This is a genomic window from Treponema sp. Marseille-Q3903 (assembly GCF_014334335.1).
Taxonomy (GTDB): Bacteria; Spirochaetota; Spirochaetia; order Treponematales; family Treponemataceae; genus Treponema_D.
On record NZ_JACSEU010000001.1, the window covers coordinates 725451 to 750238 of the forward strand.

The window sequence follows — 24788 nt, forward strand, 5'->3', positions numbered from 1 at the left end:
AACATCACAGTTCCTTCTGAGAACGTTCATTTAAGATAGAATCTCATTACGGTTCCCTTCTGTAAAAATAGGATAATGCCCAGATGCGCTTATCTATCTTAGCATGATGAGACTTGAGCCTTAATGATTTTCATTAACAAGTGTAAGAACGCGCCGTTGTTGAAGCACTGTACGCCACTCTTTGGTTATGCGAAACTTATGGAATATGCGCAATTGGTAAAGCAAAACGGTATACAAACACTTAAATGCATAAAAAAATGGTGTTTGACTAAAATGCATCCAATTAAATAAAAAAAAACGGCACCGAAAATTTCGGTGCCGTTTTTTAAACTAAATCAATCTATGTTAAGATTATAATTTAGAAATCCCAACGCATACCTACGCGAAGAGCTCCGGCTCCATTGTATTTATCAACAGCAGCTGTATAGCCGTAACCTCCAAGATTGGCACCGTTAAGATTCAACGCATCCTGACCTTCACCAAAGCCCTTGTAGATATCCATGTTCCATGCAAACTGTGCATATACTATAGGAGACTTGATAACTGAAAGCTTTTTAGCAACGCCTAAAGCAATTCCAAACGGATTCAATTCATCCTTTTTAGTGTTCTTGAAATTTTTACCTGCAGCCGTACCCTTTATAGAACGTATTCCGATACCGCCGGAAACCGTAATATCGTAAGGCAATTTGACTTGTGCAATTAAAGTATTGAACAACAATTCGCTATTTGAATTATCAAGACCGTAATAAACATCCAAACCGCTTATCGTATCATTCAAGTTTTCTGCATTGAAAGCGATTCCTGCATAATTGAACAAGAATTTGCTGTCGGAAGCTCCGTATTTTTTATCTTTGCTCTCACCAATAGCTCTATAAGCAGCGTATTTAGTTTTTGCATAGGCATTTACAGAAGACTTAAAGCCTAACAAATCAGTAAGCTGATATGTTACAGAAGGATCGAATCCGAATTCTGCACCTGCTTTATCATATAGCACAGCCTCCTCCCATCCGTTTGCATAACCGTTAGCCCAACAATGCTTTACTTTACTAAGGAAGTCAGCATCGGAAGTTTTTGAGATATCGTAATGCTTCAGTTCCGTGTCCATGGTTGCTTTTAATCCGATAGAAAGTGCATCCATCGGTTTTGCGCCGAACTTAAGTGTAAGGCTCTGGCTGTTAGGGTTACCGAGCATATCTCTTAAGCGCAAATCTGCATCATCATGGTTATTGCGTACATAAAGCATGGAAGCTTCCATACCGCGCAAACGGTATTCGGCATCTACACTAAACATATCGTTTTTATATCCTGCTTTAACGTTAGCAGCAATATTTTCAATTCCATCAAATTTGCCGGAACGATAGAAAACATCCGTTGAATAACCGAAGTAATCTGCAGCTTTCCACCAATCACCCGCATGAGCATAATCCGCACCAAGTAAATCTTCGGTACTCTTATTATGAATTGCAATAAGTCCCTGAACTGCAAGTGAAACAACGGAAATTTTACCTTTAGCACCCAGAATAATATCGTTTTCTACCGGCTGGAAGAACTGGTAGTCTTTTCCGTACATTGTATTCCACTGAGCATCGAATTTCCATGCTCCGGTATCAAATGTTGCAAAAGCATATGAACCATAGTTCTCGCCCTTGCGGTCAGCAGATTTGTTAAGGTTAATACCTACTTTGAGTGTGTTGTCGCCTATTTGCTGCAATTTTGCGCCGTTTTCAAATAAGCTAAAACCGCCTATGTGCTTGTAACCGGCATCCCAGTTATCGGCTATAGTAGCCCATGTAATCTCGGAACGAGAAGGAAGTTTTGCATAAACATATCCGGTTGTATAATTTACATAAGGTGTATTCCAGCCGAACTTTAAATGACCGAGGAACGGATTTTCATTCCAAGCATCGGGTGTATGTCCATCTGCCAAATAAGTTACAGGATCTGAAAGAAGGTGTCCGATTGACTTCTTAAAAAGCTCCACGTTTTGTTCTTTATTGTTATTGCGATCATACAGTTTTACATTTGCGTCTTCATAATCTTTTTCAGAAGTTGCAATTTCAATGTAAAACGGCATATTGCCGGTAAGATCACCGGTCAATTTGTTGTAGGATTTAAATCCTAATGCAACATTTTCAACTTTCGTTTCTTTTTTTGTAGCATCACCTGATTTCTGAGTGCTAAACTTTGCCTGTGAACCAAGCATAGTCCATGATGAAAATTTCACGTTGGGAAATTTCTTTGCACCGTCATCACTGCCAACGACAAGCGAATCAAGCTCTGCAAGACCGTTCTTTCCACCGAACCCGTCATCGATCAAATCCGGTGCACTAGGGTCAGTTGTCCAGTTTCCGTCGGAAATAAATTTGTACTTTAAAGTCGTTCCCGAATCGAAAACTTTTGTAAGTGTAAAGCCCTTATCGGTCTTTGTCATAGGCAAAGCACCGGCCTGCCAAGATGTAAAATCTCCTGCAAGAAGAACTTCAGTTGCACGTGGATTTTCGTAGAAGAATGTTACTTCCAACTTTCCACCATCAAGCTTTTTCACTGTTACTTCTGCAAACATCGCTGCTGCGGCAATCAGTGAAACCGAGATGAAAGCAAATAATTTTTTCATCTTATCCTCCAAATTATGTAATATGTAAAAGGACAGAAAATTCAAAAGAACATACGGGGGTTGAAAGGTAGTTTTCGGCAACGCAAACATCTGTTTTCAAGTAAGAATGCAAACCCGAACACGGATATCGACCGCAGATAACTTTTTCCAATCGCAGCAAGTTCCTTTTACAGATCTATTCTACTTACGTTATATAATTTTACAGCGAGTTTTTTTTATGTCAAGAAAAATAGTTACAATATAAACAATTCGGTATATATTCGTCTCATGGGGAATTCATTAAAAGTTCGTTTTTTTTTGATACTCTTAAGGCGCTAATTTTATATTGAAACAATCAGAAAAGAGATGTATTAGTGCCATTTCCTATTGATTGTTCAGTTTGTTTTAGCAGTATAAATGTTAATAGAACCTTCTGTTCAGTCTTCCATGAAGGTCTTTTTTTTTAATTAAGGTCTTAACGGATTAGATAAAGGCTTGTTAGCACTGGTCTGATTCTGGAAGGTTCAACTCCTTCTAAGACCAAAAGTTTCGCGTATCCCGAAAGCGGCATTCAATGCTTCAGTAAAGGCGTATACTATCTGTGTGGTAAAATTTATTTTTGTAGGTTTATAACGGTTTCAAGTGGCAATATATGTATTTCAATTGTTATTTTGAGTGTCGGCATTAATTTTGGTTGCCTTCCGCTGTACAATATGGCGGAAGGCAACCAAGAAAAAGAGCGGGCGGGTCAAGCCGAGATGAAAGGCATGATTGACCGCATTAAAGCGGTCGTCAAAGGTGATGAACAATACATGATTCTATCGGCATATTACCGCAAAAAAGGCTTTAGAAATTCCTTTGTACCGTCATCGCTTGCGGCCGACAAGCGAATCAAGCTCTGCAAGACTGTTCTTTCCGCCGAACCCGTCATCGACAAAATCCGGTGCACGAAGGTCAGTAGTCCAGTTTCCGTCGGAAATAAATTTGTACTTTAAAGTCGTTCCTGCATCAAAAACTTTTGTAAGTGTAAAACCTTTTTTGGTCTTTGTCATAGGCAAAGCACCGTCCTGCCAAGATGTAAAATCTCCTGCAAGAAGAACTTCAGTTGCACGTGGATTTCCATAAAAGAATGTTACTTCCAACTTTCCATTATCAAGCTTTTTCACTGTTACTTCTGCAAACATCGCTGCCGCAGCAATCAGTGAAACCGAGATGAAAGCAAATAATTTTTTCATCTTATCCTCCAAATTATGTAATATGTAAAAGGACAGAAAATTCAAAAGAACATACGGAGGTTGAAAGGTAGTTTTCGGCAACGCAAACATCTGTTTTCAAGTAAGAATGCAAACCCGAACACGGATATCGACCGAGATAACTTTTTCCAATCGCAGCAAGTTCCTTTTACAGATCTATTCTACTTACGTTATATAATTTTACAGCGAGTTTTTTTTATGTCAAGAAAAATAGTTACAAGATTTTGTCGATTATTATCAAAAAAAACAAAAAATTATAACAACTGTACAAAAAAATCACGGTAAAAAAATCGAAATTCGACCTAAAAGTTATTTTAAACAAATCGAATCGTACAAACACGCAAAGCTAAAAAACTCGTAAACTTCCGCACTGCAAATTTATCACATAAGCCCAAACAGTTTCTCCACTTCTTCTTTTCGCATATTCTGTAAGTTTCGCGTATCCCGAAAGCGGCATTCAATGCTTCAGTAAAGGCGTATACTATCTGTGTGGTAAAATTTATTTTTGTAGGTTTATAACGGTTTCAAGCGGCAATATATGTATTTCAATTGTTATTTTGAGTGTGTTATTAATATGCGATTTTGGACTACACAAAATAGTTTTTTTGGTAAAAATAAAGAAGTTATTCAGGCAATTTATGGGTTTGAAACTAAAGAATTAATTGAGACAAGTGACGTTCTTAATGTATCAAAACAGACTTTTCTTAAAATAACAGATTCGCATATATTTGATTATTAATATGCTAGTAATGGGGAAGTTGTTAACTATCGTTTATCCTGACATTGTGGACAAACTCAAATGCATGTTATAAGTTAGCTATGTGGCTGGTTTGCTGTGCTATTGTTATGGAGAATATAAAATATGATGAAAATATCCAAATTAAAAAAGAAAATATTTTTTGTGCGGAATATGAAGCTCTTATCAAAAATAATGAAATAGAATTTAGCAATAATAAAATTGCCGTAATATATGGTCCAAATGGAGCAGGGAAAACAAGTTTATCTTTAGTTCTGGAAAATGCTGAAAATTATGAGTTTGATATTGAATTTAACAACATAAGATATACAAGCAAGGATGAACCTTTTGCGCATATAATTCACGACCAAAATGGAAGAAATATAATACAAGGCTCAACTGAATATTTTATACTCGGGGATAACATAAAAAAAGAATATCAACTGAAAGAACAATTAGATACAGGATTTCGAAATTTATATGCCTCATTAATAACTGTATTAAAAGCAAAATTTGGCATTGCAACTAGGAACTCTGTATTTTTATCTTTGTTAAAAGATGATAAGTTAAAGGACTATATTTCTGATTTAGCAAATAATAGGCAAAAAGGAAATAATATTGATAAGGAAGGATAACTGTTTTGTTGAACAGAAAAACGACAGAGTGGTAAGACGCATTGCCGGCTACTACCGCTTTGAAGGGGAAGATGCTCGTACCGTTATGGCGGAACTGTATGAACACTATAATAAGCTCGTTAACTTCTTTTTTCCTTCGATGAAGATTATTGCAAAGGAACGAATAGACGCAAAGGTTATAAAGAAATATGATGAAGCTAAGACTCCTTACCGCAGACTTATGAAAAGCAAGGATCTGAGCCCTGCTGAAAAAGAGGAACTGAGACGAAGTAAGGACAGTTTGGATTTGCAGCTGCTGCTTGAAAAAACACAACAACTGCAACATAAGCTTATTTCAATGGCGGTACAACCGTCATAGCTACGGTTAGATTTTTACGTGAGTAACGTGAATCGTTTCGGTTAGATTTTTATGTGAGTAAATACGGAAGGCGCGATTGACATATAATTTTCAAAAAAAGTTTTTTACTAGGGCGATTTTCTCGTTCCGCTTTGATTAGAAAAATCGGGATTCATGTTTTCTTTTATTTATACTATGTAAACCTAATTTAAATATTATATTTTTAGGATAGGCTTCTCTTGCCCCCGTCGGGCAGATTTTAACACATGCCATGCACACAATACATTCATTTTTATCGGTTGTCATATCCGTACTTATACAATTCTTGGGGCATACTTTTATACATTTGAAACATCGGATACATTTTTCGTTATCTGTATGCGGAATAGTAAACATCCTTTTCCCCGTATGTACCGGTTTTTTATCTGCGACAAAATTTATAATTTTATCAAATACGCTTACCTTATTATAAAAATGCCAAATTTCCGTATTTAATAATCTATCCCTTACAGACCTTCCAAACTGTATTGCTTTTTGTAAATCATCATTATCGGGTCTGCCTTTCGCAACCGGAATATCTTTTCCGGAATATGAATGCTCCCCGACAAATTCTCCGTACCCGAGCAGTTTTCCGTTACCCTTTTTTATTATAGATATCATTTCTCTGGTAGCAAACACCGGTGATGCATTGCCGTATAGTATGACTGCAATTATACATTTTCCTTGAAAATCCAAGTTTTTTATGTAGTTTCTAAATTCCTTATATAAGAACCCTCCGTATGCCGGAGCTCCTATGATTATCAGAGCCGCATCCGCAAAACTTTCATCAGGTGTTTTTTCTCTATTGTATCGCTTAGTCAAATCCGTAGTACATATTATGTCCCCTTCAATTCCTTTGACAATATAATCAATGACTTTTTTTGTTGTTCCCGTAGGTGAAAAGTAAAAGGTAGCAAGTTTAATTTTATCCGTAGGCATATTCATTATGGGCAATTATAATACATCGGAATAAAACTTTCAGTTATCGCTGATGTATTTTTCCGTTTCTTTTTGTCTTTGATTTTTTTTCTGACCGCACTTTTATGTTAACCGTTCAAAAAAATGATAGAAGAGCTTTTCGTGTTTTGGTAAGCATAATAGATAATTTGATTAATCTGATGAAAAGCGAAAGCAATCTGCCTGTCTATGGGCAGCAGGTAGTCTTTATCTTCGATGAGTGCCATCGCTCGCAATTCGGCGAAGCACAGAAGAACTTACGAAAAAAATTCAAAAAGTACTATCAATTCGGATTTACCGGGACACCTATCTTTAAGGAAAATGCGCTTGGGGCGGAGACTACTGCAAGCGTGTTCGGCTACGAGCTGCATTCGTATGTTATCACCGATGCAATCCGCGATGAAAAGGTTTTGAAGTTCAAAGTTGACTATAACGATGTGCGCCCTGCGTTCAAAGCGTTGGAAACAGAACTGGACGAAGCAAAAATCAGTGCAGCTGAAGAAAAACAACTCCTATTGCATCCCGATCGTATAAAAGCAATCGCTCAATACATCTTACAGAATTTCAGAATAAAAACCCATCGCATGCAAGGAAGCAATAAAGGTTTTAATGCGATGTTTGCCGTCAGCAGCGTTGAATCGGCTAAGCTTTTCTATCAGGAATTGAAAGAGCTTCAAAAGGCGAGTGAAAAACCGCTCAAGATAGCGACGATATTTTCTTTTGCTCCTAATGAGGAACAAAACGCAATCGGTGATATCAGTGAAGAGAATTTTGACCCCTCTGCGATGAATCAGAGCGCCAAAGAGTTTTTAGCAAGGGCTATTGATGATTATAACAAAATGTTTAATACGACGTTCGGGATAGACAGCAAGGAATTTCAAAACTACTACCGCGATTTGGCAAAAAAAGTGAAGAATAAAGAAGTTGACTTGTTGATTGTAGTCGGTATGTTCCTTACCGGTTTTGATGCGCCTACGCTGAACACCCTTTTTGTTGATAAGCGTTTGCGCTATCACGGGCTGATACAGGCGTTTTCACGAACAAACCGCATATATGACTCGACCAAGAAGTTCGGCAACATCGTTACATTCAGAGATTTGGAGCAGGCTGCAATAGATGCCATTACGCTCTTCGGCGATAAAAATACAAAAAACGTAGTGCTCGAAAAAAGCTATAAAGAATATCTACAAGGTTTTACAGACATAATAACCGGCGAAGTTCGCAGGGGATATGTCGAAGTCGTCAAGGAATTGAAAAAACAGTTTCCTCGTCCTGATGAAATAGCAACCGAAGCTGACAAAAAAGCATTTGTACAGCTGTTCGGTGAATATCTGCGTATTGAAAATGTTTTACAAAATTATGACGAATTTGACCGGCTTAAAGCACTTCATGCCCTTGATGCTAAAGACAGTGCTGCAGTCAGCGCATTTAAAGAGCGATACTTTTTAACTGATGAAGCGTTTGATAATGCGCTTGCGCAGATGCAAGACATTGACGTGTTGACCGAACGCGCAGTGCAGGATTATCGTTCAACGTATAACGATATTAGAGATTGGCTTAGACGCGAAAGGGATGGCGATAACTCTGAAAACACAAAAATCGATTGGGACGACGTGGTCTTTGAAGTTGATTTGCTTAAATCGCAAGAGATAGATCTCGACTATATTCTTGAACTTATTTTTGACCGCCATAAGAGAACTAAAGATAAAACAACATTGGTAGATGAAGTGCGCCGCATAATCAGGGCGAGCATTGACAATAGAGCAAAAGAGACTTTGATAGTCGATTTTATCAATGAAACTGATTTTGCTCTGATTGAAGACAGGGCAGGAATCATCGAAGCCTTTTTTGTCTATGCACAGAAAAAGCAAGCGGAAGAAGCTGCCGCCTTGATAGCCGAAGAATCTCTCAATGAAGAAGCTGCAAAACGATATATACAAGCTTCGTTAAAACGAGAGTATGCAAGTGAAAACGGAACAGATTTGAATGCCGTTCTGCCGAAGCTCAGCCCGCTCAACCCACAGTATTTAACAAAAAAGCACAACGTATTCCGAAAACTCTCTGCTTTCGTCGAAAAGTTCAAAGGAATCGGCGGAACTATCTGACAGATGGCGTAGCACTCTGTCAGTGGTTATTTTCTACAACGGTTTAACGCATCTGTTATATTTTCAAAGATGTTTTCTCTGCCGATTTTATCTGCCATGCCTGTCTTTTCAAGGAGCATATACGGCTGAGTTAAAATCCCGGAAATGACGATTGTGATTCCCTTGCGGTCGCATGCGGCTTTTGCCTGTTCAAGTGCCCGAATCCCGCCTGCATCGAGGTAAATTGTGTTTCTCATCCGCAGAACAAGGAATTTGCAGTTTGTTCCGGCGCGCTCTGTAGCTATTTCAAACTTGCGGACTGTACCAAAAAATAAAGGACCTTCAATTTCGTAAACAATCGTGTCGGATGGAATGTCCAGATTTTCAGATGGATGATCTTTTTTTATTCCATCAGTGATTGTTTCGTTGTGATTTTGAATATTCGACAAATCAATCATCTTTTTGATGAAAAAGAATGCGGCAAACCCTAGACCGATTTCAATAGCAACTGTCAGGTCAACAAGCACAGTGATGAGGAATGTCACAGAAAAAACACATATATCTGATTTTTGTCCTTTCAAAAGTGAGCGGATAGATGGGAATCCTGCCATATTCCATGCGACACTGATCAAAACTGCGGCGAGTGCTGACATCGGAATGTATGCCGCATATTTACCTGCGAACAACAAAATCAGCATAAGCGTGATTGCATGAAAGATTCCTGCAATCGGTGTACGCCCTCCGTTTTTGATATTTGTAGCGGTGCGTGCAATTGCTCCTGTTGCCGGAATGCCTCCAAAGATTGGTGAAGCGATATTTGCAATTCCCTGTGCAATCAATTCCGTATCTGAATCGTGTTTATATCCGGTCATGCCATCTGCAACTACGGCAGATAAAAGTGATTCGACTGCGGCAAGAACTGTTATAGAAATTGCCGTCGGAAAAAGCGTCGTGATTGTCTTAGGGCTGAAGTCAGGGAACTTTGGAATTGGGAGCGTGTTCGGGATTATGTAATGAACTGTTCCGTCTGCAAAAGTTCCGATTGTATCTGTCTTAAGTCCACAAGTTTTGTCTAATATTATGCTTACGATTGTTGCGGCGATGATTACGACAAAACTTCCGGGAATATTTTTTATGAATTTTGCCCAGATAAAGATGAATACGAGGCAAACGGCAGACATTGAAAATGAATACAAATTGACAGACGCTGCCGATTTTATGTATACAATCATCTTCGGCAAAACTTCCCCTGGCATTTTTGAATATTCTTCACCGAGAATTGTCATCGGAATAGAAAAATCAGGTTTAAGACCAAAGAAATCTCCAATTTGCCCTGCCGCTATTGTGACAGCTATTCCTGCTGTAAATCCCGTCACGATAGTATATGGAATAAATTTTACAAGACCACCCATCTTAAACGCACCGAGCAAAATCAAAAGAATGCCTGCCATGACTGTTGCCGTCGCAAGCCCGGAAAGCCCGTATTGGTTTACAACTCCGTAGACTATAACCGCAAATGCGCCTGTAGGTCCTCCAATCTGAACGCGGCTTCCACCGAAGGCAGAAATACAAAACCCGGCAACGATAGCAGTGAAAATTCCTGCCGCAGGGTTCACTCCTGACGCAATAGCAAAAGCGATTGCCAACGGTAAGGCAACTATTCCAACGATGACACCGGCAATTAAATCTGAGAAAAATGACTTTGCGCTATAAGCTTTGATTGTGTTTATCAGAACAGGTTTGAACATAATGTAAAATAATGATATTTTTCAGGGATATTTGCAAGTAGGCTTTAGATGACATACAGCCTGTTTTTTATTACATTGTAAATATGAAAAATCGCAAAATCTTTATATCCTTTTTTATCATCATTTTGGTGGGAACTGCCGCATATTTTACATACGATTATATTTTCAATCGCGCAGAAAAAGTTCCTTACAAAGAATTTTATTCCGAAGTCGAATCCGATAATATTAAAACCGCCGTGTTCAAAGAAAACTCGATAATCTTTACAAAACGGAATCAGCCTCTAGATGATTCACTTTTTGGAGGCAGAGCAAAAAAATATCAGACAGAAAATCCGTCATCTCCATCATTGAAAGAAGTGCTCTTAAAACAAAATGTTGAAGTTACAACAGAACAAAATGGAACTCAAATTGTTTCGACAATTTTTGATGCTTTTTTCTATATTTTCTTCTTTTTTCTGATTCTGACTGTGTTTCGGAAATTTATCAGTCCAAACTCTTTTAAGGTGTTGCACAAGACAGGCGTAAAATTTGACGACGTAGTCGGAATGGAAAAACTTAAAAAAGATATGGTTCAAGTGATGGAAATCATGAAAAATCCGGCGGAATATGCAAAAAAAGGAATCAGAATGCCGAAAGGAATTTTACTTGAGGGAGAACCGGGAAACGGAAAAACTCTGTTTGCAAAAGCTCTTGCAGGCGAAGCGAAAGTCAACTTTATTCCGGCAAAAGCGACTGATTTTGAAAGCATGTTCATGGCGATTGGTCCGATGAAAGTAAAGCTTCTTTTTAGAAAAGCTCGGCTCCGTTCTCCGTGCATCGTTTTTATAGATGAATTTGACGGAATCGGAACTGTCAGAAATTATAGTGGGTCTGCTATTGAGACGGAAAATACTCGAATTGTCACGGCGCTTTTAAATGAGCTCGACGGTTTTGAACCGACAAACGGAGTCCTTGTGATTGCTGCGACAAACAGTACAAAAGCATTGGATCCTGCTCTTATCAGACCTGGCCGTTTTGACGCAAAACTCACAGTCCCATATCCTGACTCAAACGCCCGAAAGCAGCTGATAAAAATGTATACGCGAGAAAAAAATCAGTCATCTGAATGTACAACCGAAGTACTCGATAAAATGTTTGAAGGATTTTCTTGTGCGAAAATTGAAAGTGTTTTGAACAGAGCCGCTCTTATCGCAAATCAAAATAGTAAATCAGAATTTGTGCTTGACGACGTGCGGCGTGCAATTTCCGAGCTGTAAATTTGATTCACAGATAAAAAAACGGTTTTGCAAAATCAAGTTTACAAACGGTGGCATTTTACGATATCGCTGTTTTTGCAGTTTTTGAAGTACGTGTCGACAATCTTTTTTCAGTTTTTACAGTGCGTTGATAATGCCCCAAAAATTTATTATAATTTTCAACAATATTTAAAATATACCGCAAGTTTGGGGCGGCAAAAAAGAGGAATAAATGAAAGCGATTGAACTTGAAAAAGCGTACGAGCCTAAGTCTTTTGAGGATCGTATCTACAACGACTGGGAAAGCAAAGGGTATTTTAAACCTGCAAGCGATGAATGTTCACCAATTCACGAACAATTTAAATGTCGATGTGCAGATTGCAACAAAAAGCCTGATACTTATTCGGTCGTTATTCCTCCTCCAAACGTAACGGGCGTCCTCCACATGGGACACGGGTTGAACAACACTCTTCAGGATATCGTAGTGCGTTATCACCGAATGAAAGGAGACAACACTCTTTGGGTTACAGGAACTGACCATGCCGGCATCGCTACGCAAAACGTTGTTGAACGTCAGCTCAAAAAAGAAGGTCTTTCACGAAACGATTTAGGACGCGAAAAATTTCTCGAACGCACGTGGGAAGTTAAAAACAACCATCACAATATAATCGTAAAACAGCAGAAAAAACTTGGAAATTCAACAGATTGGGAACGCGAGCGCTTTACTTATGACGAAGGTTTGAGCAAAGCTGTTCGCGATGTTTTTGTCACGCTGTATGAACGCGGACTTATGTACAAAGGTCAGCGCCTTGTAAACTGGTGTCCGCGCTGTGGAACTGCTCTCGCTGATGATGAAGTTGACCATGAAGATACTCAAGGCGCAATGTATCACATCTATTACGAATATGCAGATGGAAGCGGTAGAATTGAAGTTGCTACAACTCGTCCAGAAACTTTTTTTGGGGACACAGCAGTTGCCGTAAATCCCGGCGATAAACGTTACGCAAATATTGTCGGAAAAATGCTGAAACTCCCTTTGACAGGTAAAGAAATTCCAATCATCGCAGATGAATATGTAGATATGGAATTCGGAACCGGTATGGTAAAAATAACGCCGGCGCATGACCCGAACGACTGGGAAGTTGGAAAACGACACAACCTTGAAGTTGTCAATCTTTTGACTCCTGACGGACGTATGAACGAAAATGTTCCGGAAAAATACCGTGGATTAAAACCCGAAGCTGCTCGAAAACTTGTGATTGAAGATCTTGAGGCGGCTGGACTTTTTAAGGGCGAAGAAAAAATGGTTCACTCGGTTGGTCATTGTTACCGCTGTAAAACTGTTGTAGAGCCGTATCTGTCTGCACAGTGGTTTGTAAAAATGAAACCGATGGCAGAAAAAGCGCTCGCAGCGTGGAAAAACGGAGAGATTAAATTCTTTCCTCAAAAATGGGAAAACACGTATAAAAACTGGCTCGAGAATATCCGCGATTGGTGTGTAAGCCGCCAAATCTGGTGGGGGCATCGCATTCCTGCATGGTATTGTGATTGCGGCGAGACAATCGTCAGCCGAGAAGACCCCACTTGTTGTCCAAAATGTGGTGCAGATTCAAGTCATCTCACTCAAGATCCTGATGTACTTGATACGTGGTTTTCATCATGGCTATGGCCTTTCTCAACGCTCGGTTGGCCTGAAAATACTGAAGATTTGAAAACGTTCTATCCTACAACAGCCCTTGTCACTGCTTACGATATCATCTTTTTTTGGGTCAGCCGTATGATTATGGCAGGTCTCGAATTTACAGGAAAAGTACCGTTCCACGACATTTACATTCACGGACTTGTTCGCGATAAACAGGGACGCAAGATGTCAAAATCTCTTGGAAACGGAATGGATCCGCTCGAAATCATCGACATGTACGGGGCAGATGCTCTCAAGTTCACACTCGGATTTATGTGTGCGCAAGGGCAGGACATTTTAATCGATAAAGATTCGTTTAAACTAGGTTCACGTTTTTGCAACAAAGTTTGGAACGCTTCGCGATATCTTCTTGGCAACCTTGAAGGGCGCGAGCTGATAGTTGTAAATGATTCTGACCTTACAGAGCTCGATAAATGGATTTACAGCCGCTTGAATTATTGTGCAAGAATTGTAAGGGAAGCGCTCGAGTCGTACCGTTATAACGATGCCGCTTCAGCACTGATGGAATATTTCTGGAACGAATTTTGTGATTGGTACGTTGAAGCGACAAAAATCAATTTTAAAAATGGTGATGATAGAGAAAAAAATCGTCAGGCAACTGTTTTGTTGAACATCCTTGAAGAAAATTTAAGACTTCTTCATCCATATCTTCCATTCGTCACAGAAGAAATTTACTCAAAATTGCCGCTCGCAGAAATTGCCGCCAACAGAAAAAAATCAGAAGCGCATAAAATTTTATCTGACAGCGAATATTCTGGAATGCTTATAAACGCTCCTTATCCAAATAATTGCGATGAAAGAGAAAATGCAGAGATAGAAAAGCGGTTTGAAGTTCTCAAAGACCTGATTGGAAAAGTTAGAGCTTTACGCGTTGACTGCGGAATTGACCCTGCTGCAAAAATCAACATCGCAATTAAAATCACAAAAGGAAGTGCGGCAGAAGTTTGCCGTGAAAAGGTAGAGATGATTCAGCTGCTTGCAGGTGTAGCAAAAATCGACTTTGTTGAAATAAAACCGGCATCTTCTATTGGAACTGTGGGGACAGGTTTTGAATCGTTCATCCTCGTAGACGAAAGCATAGATAAAGAACAGCTCCTTGCCCGCTTCCAAAAAACAATGGAAAAAGAGCAGGGCTATGCAAAGATGAGTGAAAACAAACTCAGCGGAAATTTTGCAAAACACGCTCCGGCAGAACTCGTCGAAGAAGAAAAACAAAGATTATCAGAGAGCTTAAGAAGAATCTCTACGCTTCAGGGATACATAAGCGAGCTTAAATAGTATTTTTAAGGAGGCAGATAAATGTCAAAACCGCACTATCAGATGAAAGTTGAACGTTCTTCTAAAATGGATGCACAGCACATGCAGCAGCTGAAAGACATTTCACTTGCTCCTTATATGCAGCTTGCAACAGGTCTTATCGGCAAAGCGCGCCATGCAGGCGGAAATATGTTCCGTCATCAGATGGATACGCTCGCTATTTTGATTGATTACGGTTACATAGATCCAATCCTTTTAAAAGCTTCTGTAGTTCACGACACAGTGGAAGATATCCCTGGTTTTGACAAAAACTTAATTGAAAATATAGACGCTCAAGGACCTGATGTTCTAAAACTTGTGCTCGAAGTCACACGCCGCGACACTGAAGATAAAAAACAGTTTTTACGCCGCATCCTCGACACCGGCAGCCAAAAAGCTAAAGTTCTCAAATGTGCAGACAGAATCAGCAATATGATTTCACTCGGCTACGTGACAGATCCCGCATTTATCGAACGGTATTGTGATGAAACTGAGTTTTTTATACTTCCAATGGCTATAGAAGTCGATTTTAACATGTATCAGGAGCTCATAAATCTCATAATCACTCGCAGACGGTATCTCGAAGATGGCGGATATTTTGATGTCAGGCATAAAGATACGTCGAGTGAAAAACCAAATGGCAAAAACAAAAATTCGTGAGCTTTACAATTTTGCAACTTTTATCGCTATAGACTATTTTTAATAAATTCATTATTTTATAGATACGATTTTTAATCTAAATTTTAGGAGATATACTATGGCAGATGTTAGAGTTGCTATTAATGGTTTCGGCCGTATCGGTCGTTTGGCTTTCCGTCAGATGTTTGACGCAAAAGGATATGAAGTTGTTGCTATCAACGATTTGACAAGCCCGGCAATGCTTGCTCACCTTTTGAAATATGATACAGCACAGGGTGGATTCTGCGGCCGCATCGGAGAAGGAAAACACACAGTTTCTGCTACAGATAATTCTATTATCGTTGATGGAAAAGAAATTAAAATTTACGCTGAAAAAGATGCAGCTAACTGTCCATGGGCAGCTAACAAAGTAGACGTTGTTCTTGAATGTACAGGTTTCTATACATCAAAAGAAAAGTCAGAAGCTCACATCAAAGCCGGTGCTCGCAAAGTTGTAATTTCCGCACCAGCTGGAAACGATCTTCCGACAATCGTTTATAACGTAAACCATAAAACTTTGACAAAGAATGACAACATCATTTCTGCCGCTTCTTGTACAACTAACTGTTTGGCTCCAATGGCTAAAGCTTTGAACGACTTTGCTCCAATTCAGTCAGGTATCATGTCTACAATCCACGCGTACACTGGTGACCAAATGATTTTGGACGGACCACAGCGCAAAGGTGACCTCCGCCGTTCACGTGCAGGTGCTTGCAATATTGTTCCAAACTCAACAGGTGCTGCAAAGGCTATCGGTCTTGTAATTCCTGAATTGAATGGAAAATTGATCGGTTCTGCACAGCGTGTTCCAACACCTACAGGTTCAACAACATTGTTGTTCGCTGTAATCAAGACAAACAAAGAAGTGACTAAAGATTCTATCAATGCTGCAATGAAAGCTGCTGTAACAGAATCTTTCGGTTACAATGAAGAAGAAATCGTATCTTCTGATATAATCGGTATGCGCTACGGCTCATTGTTCGATGCAACACAGACAATGGTTTCTAAAGTAGGCGATGACCTTTATCAGGTTGAAGTTGTTTCATGGTACGACAACGAAAACTCTTACACTTCACAGATGGTAAGAACAATCAAATACTTCTCAGAAAACTGCTAAGTTAATTTGACTTGATATGAAGACACTCGGGATATTCCGGGTGTCTTTTTTTTATAGACTCCGTCTGTAAGTTTTGTGCAGCAGAGCGTTGCTCCCTTCACTGCTTTTCTGATTCATCGAGATATCTTTTACATACGATTTCATCTTTTCTTTCTTATAAAAATATAAATAAATGTTTGACAGATCAAAATTCCTGATATATTCTATACATATAAGGAAAACGTTTTCCGAAAGTATTTTCCTTATGTAGGTGTATTATGGCAAGCGGAATATGTTTGGAAAAAAACGGATTAACTATACCTGTTTTTATATCGCTTAGGGATAAAGTCGGCTTTATGCATTATGAAGCTGAAGATGTTGCTCAAGCCTTGTCTCATACACTTTATTCAGTGATTGCAAAAATAGGTGCTGAGCCGGTAGGTATGGCACGTGTTATAGGCGATAAAAGAATCGCGTTTTTTATAAAAGATGTTGTTGTTGATCCTGTGTATCAGGGGCAGGGGATAGGTGATATGCTTATGAGCGATGTAATGGATTATATAAAGTCTGTTTGTGCGCCTAATGCGTATGTAGGGCTTATGTCTACGCCTTCACGGGAACATTTCTATGAAAAATACGGCTTTATTATCCGTCCGAATAAAGATTTCGGAAGCGGAATGGTTCAATATATCCAGCCTGACAGGAGGTAAAATGGGTAAAGAAAAATTTATTATTGATACGGATCCGGGTATTGACGATGCCGTAGCTTTGGCTATTGCTTTGTTTAGCGATTCAATGGATGTTAAGCTGATTACGACAGTTGCCGGAAATGTTTCTGTTGAAAAAGTGACAGCCAATGCGTTGCGTCTGATGACATTCTGGGGAAAGAGGGTACCTGTAGCTCAGGGTGCAAAAAAGCCTTTTATTGCCCCGTTCATTGATGCTTCGAATGTGCACGGTCAAAGTGGAATGGATGGTTTTGATTTTCCGGAACCTGACATGTCTCTTTTATGCAGTGAACATGCGGTATCCAAAATGTATGAAGTAATTATGGCGGAAAAAGAAATCAGTATTATCGCAATTGGACCGTTGACAAATCTTGCATTGCTTTTTGCGCTGCATCCTGAGGTAAAGCCGCATATTTCTCGTATAGTTATGATGGGCGGTTCCATCACACGTGGTAATAAAGGCGTTATGTCAGAATTCAATTTTGCAACCGACCCTCATGCCGCAAAGATGGTGTTTGATTCAGGAATTCCTTTGGTTATGACCGGGTTAGACGTCGGCTGGCAAGCTACTGTTTTACCGGAAAATACGGAACAGTTGCTTTCGATGGGAAAAACCGGACACATGGTTCATGCTCTTTTTAAGAAATACAGAAGCGGCACCTTTGCTACCGGTTTAAGGATGTATGATGCATGTGCAGTAGCATATGTTTTGCGTCCGGATATGTTTAAGACTGCTGATGTGTTTGTTGATATTGAGTTGTCAGGAAGTTTAACAGCCGGCTGTTCGGTTGTGGATTTAAAAGGATATTTGCATAGAGATGCAAATACAACTGTTTGTACTGATATAGATTCTGTCGAATTCCGTAAATGGTTTATAGAATCTTTATCTAAATGCATATAATACATTAAGGAGGTTTTATTTTATGAATGTATTGTTGATGTATGGGCTGGCGGTTATTGCATTTGCAGTTTTGATTTACATGCTGATAAAAAAGCTTGATATAAAAATCTCGCTTTTTCTATTAGGTGTGGTTTTAATGTATGCCGCTTTGTTGATGAAGAAGCCGCTTGCCTTTAAGAACTTCTCAGGAACCGGTCTGACATTTTTGGATCCGCTGAAAGTTATTGTGGATCAATTTAAGCAGACTCTTTCGTCGGCAGGATTTATCATCCTGATACTCGGTGGGTACTCGGCATATATGTCGCACATTGAGGCTAATAAGGTTACTGTTTCCATTCTGCTCAAGCCTGTAAAAAAAGTAAAATCAGTATATATACTTGTGCCTCTTGTATTTTTAATCGGCAATTTTTTGTCTCTAGTTGTTCCGAGTGCGTCAAACTTGGCAATTATTCTTCTTGCAACTTTATTGCCTGTTTTATTGGAATCTGGGATGAGTGTATTGACTGCAGCTGCTGTCATAGCTACAACTGCAACTGTTATGCCTACTCCTCTCGGAGGAGATAACGTTGCGATTGCAGCAGAACTTGCTAATACTGCAGAGTATGCAGGATTGACAGTTTCAGACTATGTATTTAAATATCATGCACTAGTATCGATTCCTACTCTGTTGATAATGGCTCTTGTGCATCCGTTCTGGCAAAAAATTATGGATAAAAGAGCTCTTTCAAGAAGTTCTGATGAAACTGTTGTCCAGAAACATATTGAAGAAGTGAAAGGTTCTCCTCTGTTTATTGCAGTTTACGGTTTACTCCCATTGCTTCCTATAATATTTTTGATAGTGATTTTTTTACTCGATATATTTTTTAATATTAAAATAAAATTGACTGTAGAAGTTGCAACTCTTTGTTCATTTATTATCGCTCTTGTGTGTGAAATTATACGTAACAAAAGTGCAAAAAAGGCTTTGGAAGGAACTGAAAATTTCTTCAAAGGAATGGGCAACGTAATATCGGTTGTTGCATTGCTTGTTGCTGCCAGCGTTTTTGTTGTCGGTTTAAAATCTATCGGAATCATGTCTCATCTCCAGTCAATTATGACAGGAATTGGTGGTTCTCGTGCAGGATTCGCTCTTCCTCTTATATTGCTTGCGCTCACGGCTCTTATCGTACTGCTTAGTGGAAGTGGAACAGCCTTGTTCTATGCAATGGTTCCTCTGATGGTTCCTCTGGCTGCTGCTGCAGGTATCAGTGTTATGGCTCTTACTATTCCTTTGGGATTAGGAGGAAATTTATTGCGCGCTGTTTCACCTGTATCCGCTGTTGTTATCATAGTTGCAGGCAGTGTAAAGAAAACTCCGCTTGAAATAGTAAAGAGAACATCTGTTCCTATGATTGCCGGAACTCTCTTTATGTTTATAATGTCAATGGTTCTATTCTTAAAATAATATCATAATAAAGAGGAGCTGATTTTTGTTATCGGCTCCTTTTTTTTAACTATTGAAAAGATTTTCATTAACCTACATATTTATTGTGTCAGATAGAGAATTTGATTGTATAAGGTCACTACAATGAAGAAAATACTTGTAATTGGAAGTTTGAATGTGGACATGGTTGTAAATGTCCCTCATATGCCCGTTGCTGGGGAAACTATTTTGGCTGGTAATATGGAATTGGTCCCGGGTGGTAAAGGCGCCAACCAGGCTTATGCCGCAGGTCGGCTGGGAGCACAGGTAACGATGTTCGGGGCAGTAGGTGACGATTCCTATTCCGATATCGAGAAAAAAAGCCTTGCTTCGGTCGGTGTTGATACATCGCATCTTCTGGTACGCAAAGAAAATTCAACAGGATTGGCGTGGATAAGCGTAAATAGCGAAGGTGATAACAGTATTGTAGTTATTCAAGGTGCAAATGCGACGTTGACTGAAAGTGATATCGCAGCTCATGAAGATCTTCTGCGCGATTGTGATATACTGTTGTGCCAGCTTGAGATTCCACTCAAAACTGTTATTTATGCGGCAAAACGGGCAAAAGAATTCGGAAAAACAGTTATTTTGGATCCTGCTCCTGTCCCTAAGGAATTTCCTGAAGAATTATTTTCATACATCGATGTTATAAAACCTAACGAGAAAGAAGCCGCTCAGCTTTTAGGTGAACCAGTAACAAACTATGAAGAAGCCTCTGATAAACTTCGCTCAAGTGGAGTAAAAAATGTTCTTATTACGCTCGGTCCAAAAGGTGCTTACATAAACTCCGAATCAGAGGGAAAGCACTTGATACCCGTCCGCCAAGTTCCTGTTGTCGATACAACGGCAGCCGGCGATTCTTTTACGGCAGCTCTGGCTGTGCGTCTTGCTGAAGGTTCTTCTTTGGTACAAGCCGTCCGCTATGCAAACGAAGTTGCTGCAATTGTCGTTACCCGCAAGGGAGCGCAGACATCAATCCCAGATGCCAGTGAGGTTTCGTTTGACAATTAACGATATAGCTGAACTTGCGGGAGTTTCGATCTCAACCGTTTCAAAAATAATTAACGGAAAAAGCAGTGGCATAAAAAATGAAACACGCGAACATGTTTTGCAAATTGTTAAGGAATATCACTACAGACCTTATAATTTTATAAAACATAATCCTGACACAAAAACTTTTTTATTGGGACTTTTATTGACAGGGAATAAAAAATATAATTCTTTTCAATACGGGTTTTTGACCGAGGCTGAAAAACGTGGCTATCAAGTGCAGCTATGTTTTTCGTCCTCTTTTAAAAGTCGGGAAAAAGATATTGCCGCCTTATGTAATAATCGGGCAGATGCTATAATATGTCAGCCTGTTAGTGACGGCAATGATTCAGAGCTTGCCGTATTAAAAAAAACTCATATTCCTTTTGTACTATTGGACTGTGAAGAGCCTCAATCAGGGATTGCGTACAATTATCAAGATGCAGGTTATACCGCCGCAAGCAAACTTGTCTCTTCAGGGCATACGCGTATCTGTTGCGTTTTCGACAAGTCAGAAAAAAACGAATGGGAAATAGCTGCAGGGGTTGAACGCTGTTTATTCGACAATCACTGCGTATATACGGAATATAAAGATTTATATGAAGCGCTATATATTCACGGTTGCTCCGCATTTGTCTGTTGCGGACGAGAAACTGCTTTGAATGTATATGAATACGCCGTGAAACATAAATTCCGCATTCCGCATGATATATCGCTTATATATATCGATGACAAAGATTGTATAGGAGACTTTCCTCCCGTATCGTCGATTGCGTTAGATTTATCTGATTTCGGGTCGTATGTCTGTAACGCCGTAATCAATAAGACAGAAAAACTGAGTAGTATTATCACTCCGTATGTTGAAAACTACACATATAATGACCGCAACAGTATCGACTATCCCGTACACTTTAGTTCAAAGCGCATCATAGTTGTCGGAGGTATTCATACTGATGTTCTGCTTTACGTAAAAGAATATCCGCAGATTGGAGAAAGCATCCCTGCTCACAGTATGTCAGTGCTTCCCGGTGGAAAGGGGATAAATCAGGCGGTAGGAGCTGCAAAACTCGGTGCAAAAGTTTCTTTAATCGGTAAAGTGGGGCGCGATTTTGATTCCAATATGCTCTTAAATGTGCTGCATGAAAACGGCGTTGATACATCGGCCGTGCATATCGATACGGAAAATCCTACAGGAAAAGCATATATTCATGTTCAGGAAGATGGAGAAAGCGGCATTGTTTTATACAGCGGGGCGAACTTGTCGGTTACGGCAGACACAATTGAGCAAAGCGGACAGTTATTTTCTGATGCAGCTTTTTGCTTATTGCAAACGGAGATTCCAATGTGCGCTGTAAAAAAAGCGGTTGAAATCGCCCGAAAAAATAATGTCAAAATCATGCTGAAACCTTCCAACATTGAAAAAATCGATGAAGCGCTTTTGCCTCTCATAGATTACTTTATCCCGAACAAAAAAGAATTGCACCAGTTATGTTCTCACGGTCAGACTGTTGAAGAAAAAGCGGCGTGGTTTTTGAAAAAAGGCGTAAAAACGGTCATTGTAACGCTCGGCAGCGAAGGCTGTTATGTTGCAGGATGTGATTTTGAACTTCATCTTGCTGCGGCACCTTTTGTTCCTGTCGATACGACTGGAGCGGCTGATGCCTTTATTTCGGCTTTAGCCGTGTATTTGCTCAAAGAAATCCCTTTATCACAGGCGCTGAAATATGCTTCTTGTGCCGCAGGATTTTCCACAACAAGAACCGGAGTTGTTCCTTCTCTCATTGATACGGCTACACTTGAATACTATATACATAAAATGAATCTCAAGGAATGCTGAGCGATTATAAGCCCACACACACTTTCTCGCCAAAAATCTCTCATATTGACAAAAATGGGAGATACCCATACAATCCAATATCGATGGAAGACGCCCTGCATTAATTGGAACTAGCTTAGGTGCGGCAAATTATCGGATTGCTGAATTCTACTGAGATCAAAACAAACAAAAAAATAATATCAACAAAAGTTTTACAATAATAGACGAAAGACGCGCTTTCAGAAAATTGCGTATCATCACCCAAAACGAACTTTTCGATGCATCGGAAAGTTAATTTTTAGACGGAGTTAGACAGAGTGGAAAATAAAAAACAGAAAAGACGTTTTGCTATAAAATTAAAATTGCTTGTTATTTTTTGCTCATTGGTTGTAGGAGCAATCTTTATACTCTCTTTTTTACAAATGACCACGACAAAAAAAGTTATAACGGAAAACATCAGCGCAAATATTAAAGATAGGGCTGCCGTCACCGCTCAGCTGATTGAAAGTCGTTTTTCCTCTATGCTTCAGGTTCTTGACAACCTCGCCATCCGCTCCGTTTTATATGATGAACAAGTTCCAGTGCTGACTAAGATGAAATTTCTTGAAAACGAGTTTTATACGCAAAAAAAGAAAGCTGCTTGGCTTTTAGATTTGTTTATTGTAGACACGGAAGGTATATCATATACATTTGATGCAACTCCTATCCCTGTTCCTGATAGGGATTACTATCAAGCTGCTATAAAAGGCTCTCTGTTTATTTCCGACCCATACGTCACCCGTTCCGACGATTCGGGTAATATGGTCATAACGCTTTCTATGCCTCTAAAAAATGACAATCGCATAACAGGTGTGCTTGTTATGGATATAGATGCCGCAGAACTTTCCACAATGATAAAAGACATTGTCGTTGGAAAAACAGGTGAAGCGTCTATAATCAGCAAAAATGGTGCCATTGTTGCTGATAAGGATATGGAACTTGTCCGCAAGCAAGAAAACGTAGTGGAAATCAGCAAGGAAAATAAGTCATTTATGTCTGTGGCGAATTTTATACAGCATTCTATAGAAGGCGGCGAAAGCGGAACAGGTTTTTACCGCTACGAAAATATAGATAAGATTGCAGCGTTTGCAAAAATTAAAAGTACCGGTTGGACAATAGTCATATCTGCCCCGCTGCACGAATTTATGGATTCGTTAAAATATTTGCAACTCAGCATGTACAGCATTGGAGCAATAATTTTAGCTGTAACACTTATCATCATATATATTACCGCAAGGAAAATTGTAACGCCTATACAAAATACTGTTAACGCACTAAAAGGTATTGCGCAAGGTGCCGGAGATTTAACAATTCGACTTCCTGTTACTGGAAATGACGAAATTACCGACATGGCAGTGTATTTTAATGAAACAATGGAAAAAATCGAAACTTCAATTAAAGGTGTCAGTGAAAACAGTTTTGTCATGTCGGAAGTCGGTAGCGAACTTGCAAGTAAAATGACGGAGACTGCAAGCGCTGTTCATGAAATCAGTACAAACATCGACGGTGTAAAACAGCAGACAATGACGCAGGCAACAAGTTTGACAGAAACGTCAGCCACGATGGAAGAGATAATCCGCACAATTAAAAACTTAAACGCCGGTATTGAGTCACAGGCGGCAAGTGTAGAGCAGTCTTCTTCTTCAATCGAAGAGATGGTTACGAACATAGCTTCAATTACGCAAACGCTCGATGAAACAGATGAAGCAATAAAAGACCTCGTTTCCGCAACTGCGGACGGCAAAGACACTCTCCTCAGCTCAAATAGTGTAACTCAGAAAATTGCTGAAGAATCGGGAAGCCTTATAGAAGCTTCTAGTGTGATTCAACATATCGCTAGCCAGACAAACTTGCTTGCGATGAACGCAGCGATTGAAGCGGCTCACGCAGGAGAAGCGGGAAAGGGATTTGCCGTTGTTGCAGACGAAATCCGTAAGCTCGCCGAAGAGTCGAGCGCTCAGGGAAAAACAATTACTGCAACATTGAAAATGTTCGGCTCTGAAATTGAAAGCCTTGCACAATCGTCTAAAACTGTTGAAGAAAAATTTAATGCGATTTTTTCTCTTTCGGAGCACGTAAAAACGATGAGTGCAAACCTTATGGATGTGATAAAGGCTCAGGAGAGCGGCAGCCGCGAAGTGCTCGAGGCGATAAAAAGTATAAACGCTGTAACAAGTGAAGTAAAATACAGTTCTGCTGAAATGCTGAGAGGTGGTGAGCAAGTTGCAGAAGAGATGCATAAGCTCGATGATTTAACAAGAATTGTCACTGACAGCATGAATGAGATGGCTACAGGAGCAGCACAGATTAGCAATGCCGTGCACGAAGTAAACGAAATAACTCAAAAAAATAAGGCAAGTATTGATAACTTAGCTTTAGAAGTAAAGAAGTTTAAAATATCATAATCAAAGCGCCGAAAAATCC

General features: G+C 39.5%; 17 protein-coding genes. 13 read left to right on the forward strand and 4 right to left on the reverse strand.

The window, feature by feature from the left end; translation table 11 throughout:
- Window positions 1–358: 358 nt before the first annotated feature.
- Together H9I37_RS03415 and H9I37_RS03420 are read right to left on the reverse strand one after the other, a co-directional pair.
- Entirely contained in the window at window positions 359–2614 is a 2256-nt protein-coding gene (locus tag H9I37_RS03415) for a glycogen-binding domain-containing protein (protein WP_187381080.1), read from the reverse strand.
- A gap of 845 nt (window positions 2615–3459) precedes the next feature.
- The gene (locus H9I37_RS03420; RefSeq protein WP_187381081.1) at window positions 3460–3828 is read right to left on the reverse strand and encodes an early set domain-containing protein; all 369 of its coding nucleotides are present in this window, start codon (window positions 3826–3828) and stop codon (window positions 3460–3462) included.
- Between the two features lie 864 nt (window positions 3829–4692).
- On the opposite strand from H9I37_RS03420, the gene H9I37_RS03425 reads away from it, so the two are divergent.
- A complete protein-coding gene (locus H9I37_RS03425) occupies window positions 4693–5217 on the forward strand; it encodes an AAA family ATPase (RefSeq protein ID WP_255422475.1) in 525 nt (174 codons plus the stop codon).
- 28 nt (window positions 5218–5245) lie between these two features.
- The gene (locus H9I37_RS03430) at window positions 5246–5575 is read left to right on the forward strand and encodes a hypothetical protein (protein WP_370586890.1); all 330 of its coding nucleotides are present in this window, start codon (window positions 5246–5248) and stop codon (window positions 5573–5575) included.
- A 135-nt stretch (window positions 5576–5710) separates the two neighbouring features.
- Here the strand turns inward: H9I37_RS03430 and H9I37_RS03435 are convergent, their stop codons facing one another.
- Window positions 5711–6532 (reverse strand): EFR1 family ferrodoxin, encoded by an 822-nt coding sequence (locus H9I37_RS03435; protein WP_187381082.1) that lies wholly within the window; start codon window positions 6530–6532, stop codon window positions 5711–5713.
- Between the two features lie 104 nt (window positions 6533–6636).
- Here H9I37_RS03435 and H9I37_RS03440 point away from each other — a divergent pair, with 104 nt between their 5' ends.
- Entirely contained in the window at window positions 6637–8655 is a 2019-nt protein-coding gene (locus tag H9I37_RS03440; protein ID WP_187381083.1) for a type I restriction endonuclease subunit R, EcoR124 family, read from the forward strand.
- A gap of 26 nt (window positions 8656–8681) precedes the next feature.
- On the opposite strand, the gene H9I37_RS03445 is transcribed toward H9I37_RS03440, so the two are convergent.
- Window positions 8682–10382 (reverse strand): SulP family inorganic anion transporter, encoded by a 1701-nt coding sequence (locus tag H9I37_RS03445; RefSeq protein WP_187381084.1) that lies wholly within the window; start codon window positions 10380–10382, stop codon window positions 8682–8684.
- An 83-nt stretch (window positions 10383–10465) separates the two neighbouring features.
- Here H9I37_RS03445 and H9I37_RS03450 point away from each other — a divergent pair, with 83 nt between their 5' ends.
- From H9I37_RS03450 to H9I37_RS03495, 10 genes are all read left to right on the forward strand, one after another.
- A complete protein-coding gene (locus H9I37_RS03450) occupies window positions 10466–11638 on the forward strand; it encodes an FtsH/Yme1/Tma family ATP-dependent metallopeptidase (protein WP_187381085.1) in 1173 nt (390 codons plus the stop codon).
- Window positions 11639–11849: 211 nt separating this feature from the next.
- The gene (locus tag H9I37_RS03455; protein ID WP_187381086.1) at window positions 11850–14597 is read left to right on the forward strand and encodes a valine--tRNA ligase; all 2748 of its coding nucleotides are present in this window, start codon (window positions 11850–11852) and stop codon (window positions 14595–14597) included.
- A gap of 42 nt (window positions 14598–14639) precedes the next feature.
- A complete protein-coding gene (locus H9I37_RS03460) occupies window positions 14640–15275 on the forward strand; it encodes a hypothetical protein (protein WP_187382512.1) in 636 nt (211 codons plus the stop codon).
- Between the two features lie 97 nt (window positions 15276–15372).
- The gene (gene gap, locus H9I37_RS03465) at window positions 15373–16410 is read left to right on the forward strand and encodes a type I glyceraldehyde-3-phosphate dehydrogenase (protein ID WP_187381087.1); all 1038 of its coding nucleotides are present in this window, start codon (window positions 15373–15375) and stop codon (window positions 16408–16410) included.
- Between the two features lie 257 nt (window positions 16411–16667).
- Window positions 16668–17099, forward strand: coding sequence for a GNAT family N-acetyltransferase (locus H9I37_RS03470; protein WP_187381088.1), 432 nt, complete (start codon window positions 16668–16670; stop codon window positions 17097–17099).
- Window position 17100: 1 nt separating this feature from the next.
- On the forward strand, window positions 17101–18018 hold the full coding sequence (gene rihC, locus H9I37_RS03475; RefSeq protein WP_187381089.1) for a ribonucleoside hydrolase RihC: 918 nt from the start codon (window positions 17101–17103) through the stop codon (window positions 18016–18018).
- A gap of 22 nt (window positions 18019–18040) precedes the next feature.
- Window positions 18041–19462 (forward strand): C4-dicarboxylate transporter DcuC, encoded by a 1422-nt coding sequence (dcuC, locus tag H9I37_RS03480; protein WP_187381090.1) that lies wholly within the window; start codon window positions 18041–18043, stop codon window positions 19460–19462.
- A gap of 123 nt (window positions 19463–19585) precedes the next feature.
- Window positions 19586–20491, forward strand: a complete 906-nt coding sequence (gene rbsK, locus H9I37_RS03485; protein ID WP_187381091.1) for a ribokinase — start codon at window positions 19586–19588, stop codon at window positions 20489–20491.
- On the forward strand, window positions 20481–22346 hold the full coding sequence (locus H9I37_RS03490; RefSeq protein WP_187381092.1) for a PfkB family carbohydrate kinase: 1866 nt from the start codon (window positions 20481–20483) through the stop codon (window positions 22344–22346). The genes rbsK and H9I37_RS03490 overlap by 11 nt, the downstream gene beginning before the upstream one ends.
- Window positions 22347–22747: 401 nt before the next feature.
- Window positions 22748–24769 carry a methyl-accepting chemotaxis protein gene (locus H9I37_RS03495; RefSeq protein ID WP_187381093.1) on the forward strand — a complete coding sequence of 674 codons (2022 nt, stop codon included), beginning with the start codon at window positions 22748–22750 and terminating at the stop codon, window positions 24767–24769.
- Window positions 24770–24788: the final 19 nt, after the last annotated feature.

Bases quoted from the DNA above. Each gene is read 5' to 3' on its own strand.
- H9I37_RS03415 (WP_187381080.1), bottom strand. From the start codon at position 2,614: ATGAAAAAATTATTTGCTTTCATCTCGGTTTCACTGATTGCCGCAGCA.
- H9I37_RS03420 (WP_187381081.1), bottom strand. From the start codon at position 3,828: ATGAAAAAATTATTTGCTTTCATCTCGGTTTCACTGATTGCTGCGGCA.
- H9I37_RS03425 (WP_255422475.1), top strand. From the start codon at position 4,693: ATGGAGAATATAAAATATGATGAAAATATCCAAATTAAAAAAGAAAAT.
- H9I37_RS03435 (WP_187381082.1), bottom strand. From the start codon at position 6,532: ATGCCTACGGATAAAATTAAACTTGCTACCTTTTACTTTTCACCTACG.
- H9I37_RS03440 (WP_187381083.1), top strand. From the start codon at position 6,637: ATGTTAACCGTTCAAAAAAATGATAGAAGAGCTTTTCGTGTTTTGGTA.
- H9I37_RS03445 (WP_187381084.1), bottom strand. From the start codon at position 10,382: ATGTTCAAACCTGTTCTGATAAACACAATCAAAGCTTATAGCGCAAAG.
- H9I37_RS03450 (WP_187381085.1), top strand. From the start codon at position 10,466: ATGAAAAATCGCAAAATCTTTATATCCTTTTTTATCATCATTTTGGTG.
- H9I37_RS03455 (WP_187381086.1), top strand. From the start codon at position 11,850: ATGAAAGCGATTGAACTTGAAAAAGCGTACGAGCCTAAGTCTTTTGAG.
- H9I37_RS03460 (WP_187382512.1), top strand. From the start codon at position 14,640: ATGAAAGTTGAACGTTCTTCTAAAATGGATGCACAGCACATGCAGCAG.
- gap (WP_187381087.1), top strand. From the start codon at position 15,373: ATGGCAGATGTTAGAGTTGCTATTAATGGTTTCGGCCGTATCGGTCGT.
- H9I37_RS03470 (WP_187381088.1), top strand. From the start codon at position 16,668: ATGGCAAGCGGAATATGTTTGGAAAAAAACGGATTAACTATACCTGTT.
- rihC (WP_187381089.1), top strand. From the start codon at position 17,101: ATGGGTAAAGAAAAATTTATTATTGATACGGATCCGGGTATTGACGAT.
- dcuC (WP_187381090.1), top strand. From the start codon at position 18,041: ATGAATGTATTGTTGATGTATGGGCTGGCGGTTATTGCATTTGCAGTT.
- rbsK (WP_187381091.1), top strand. From the start codon at position 19,586: ATGAAGAAAATACTTGTAATTGGAAGTTTGAATGTGGACATGGTTGTA.
- H9I37_RS03495 (WP_187381093.1), top strand. From the start codon at position 22,748: ATGACCACGACAAAAAAAGTTATAACGGAAAACATCAGCGCAAATATT.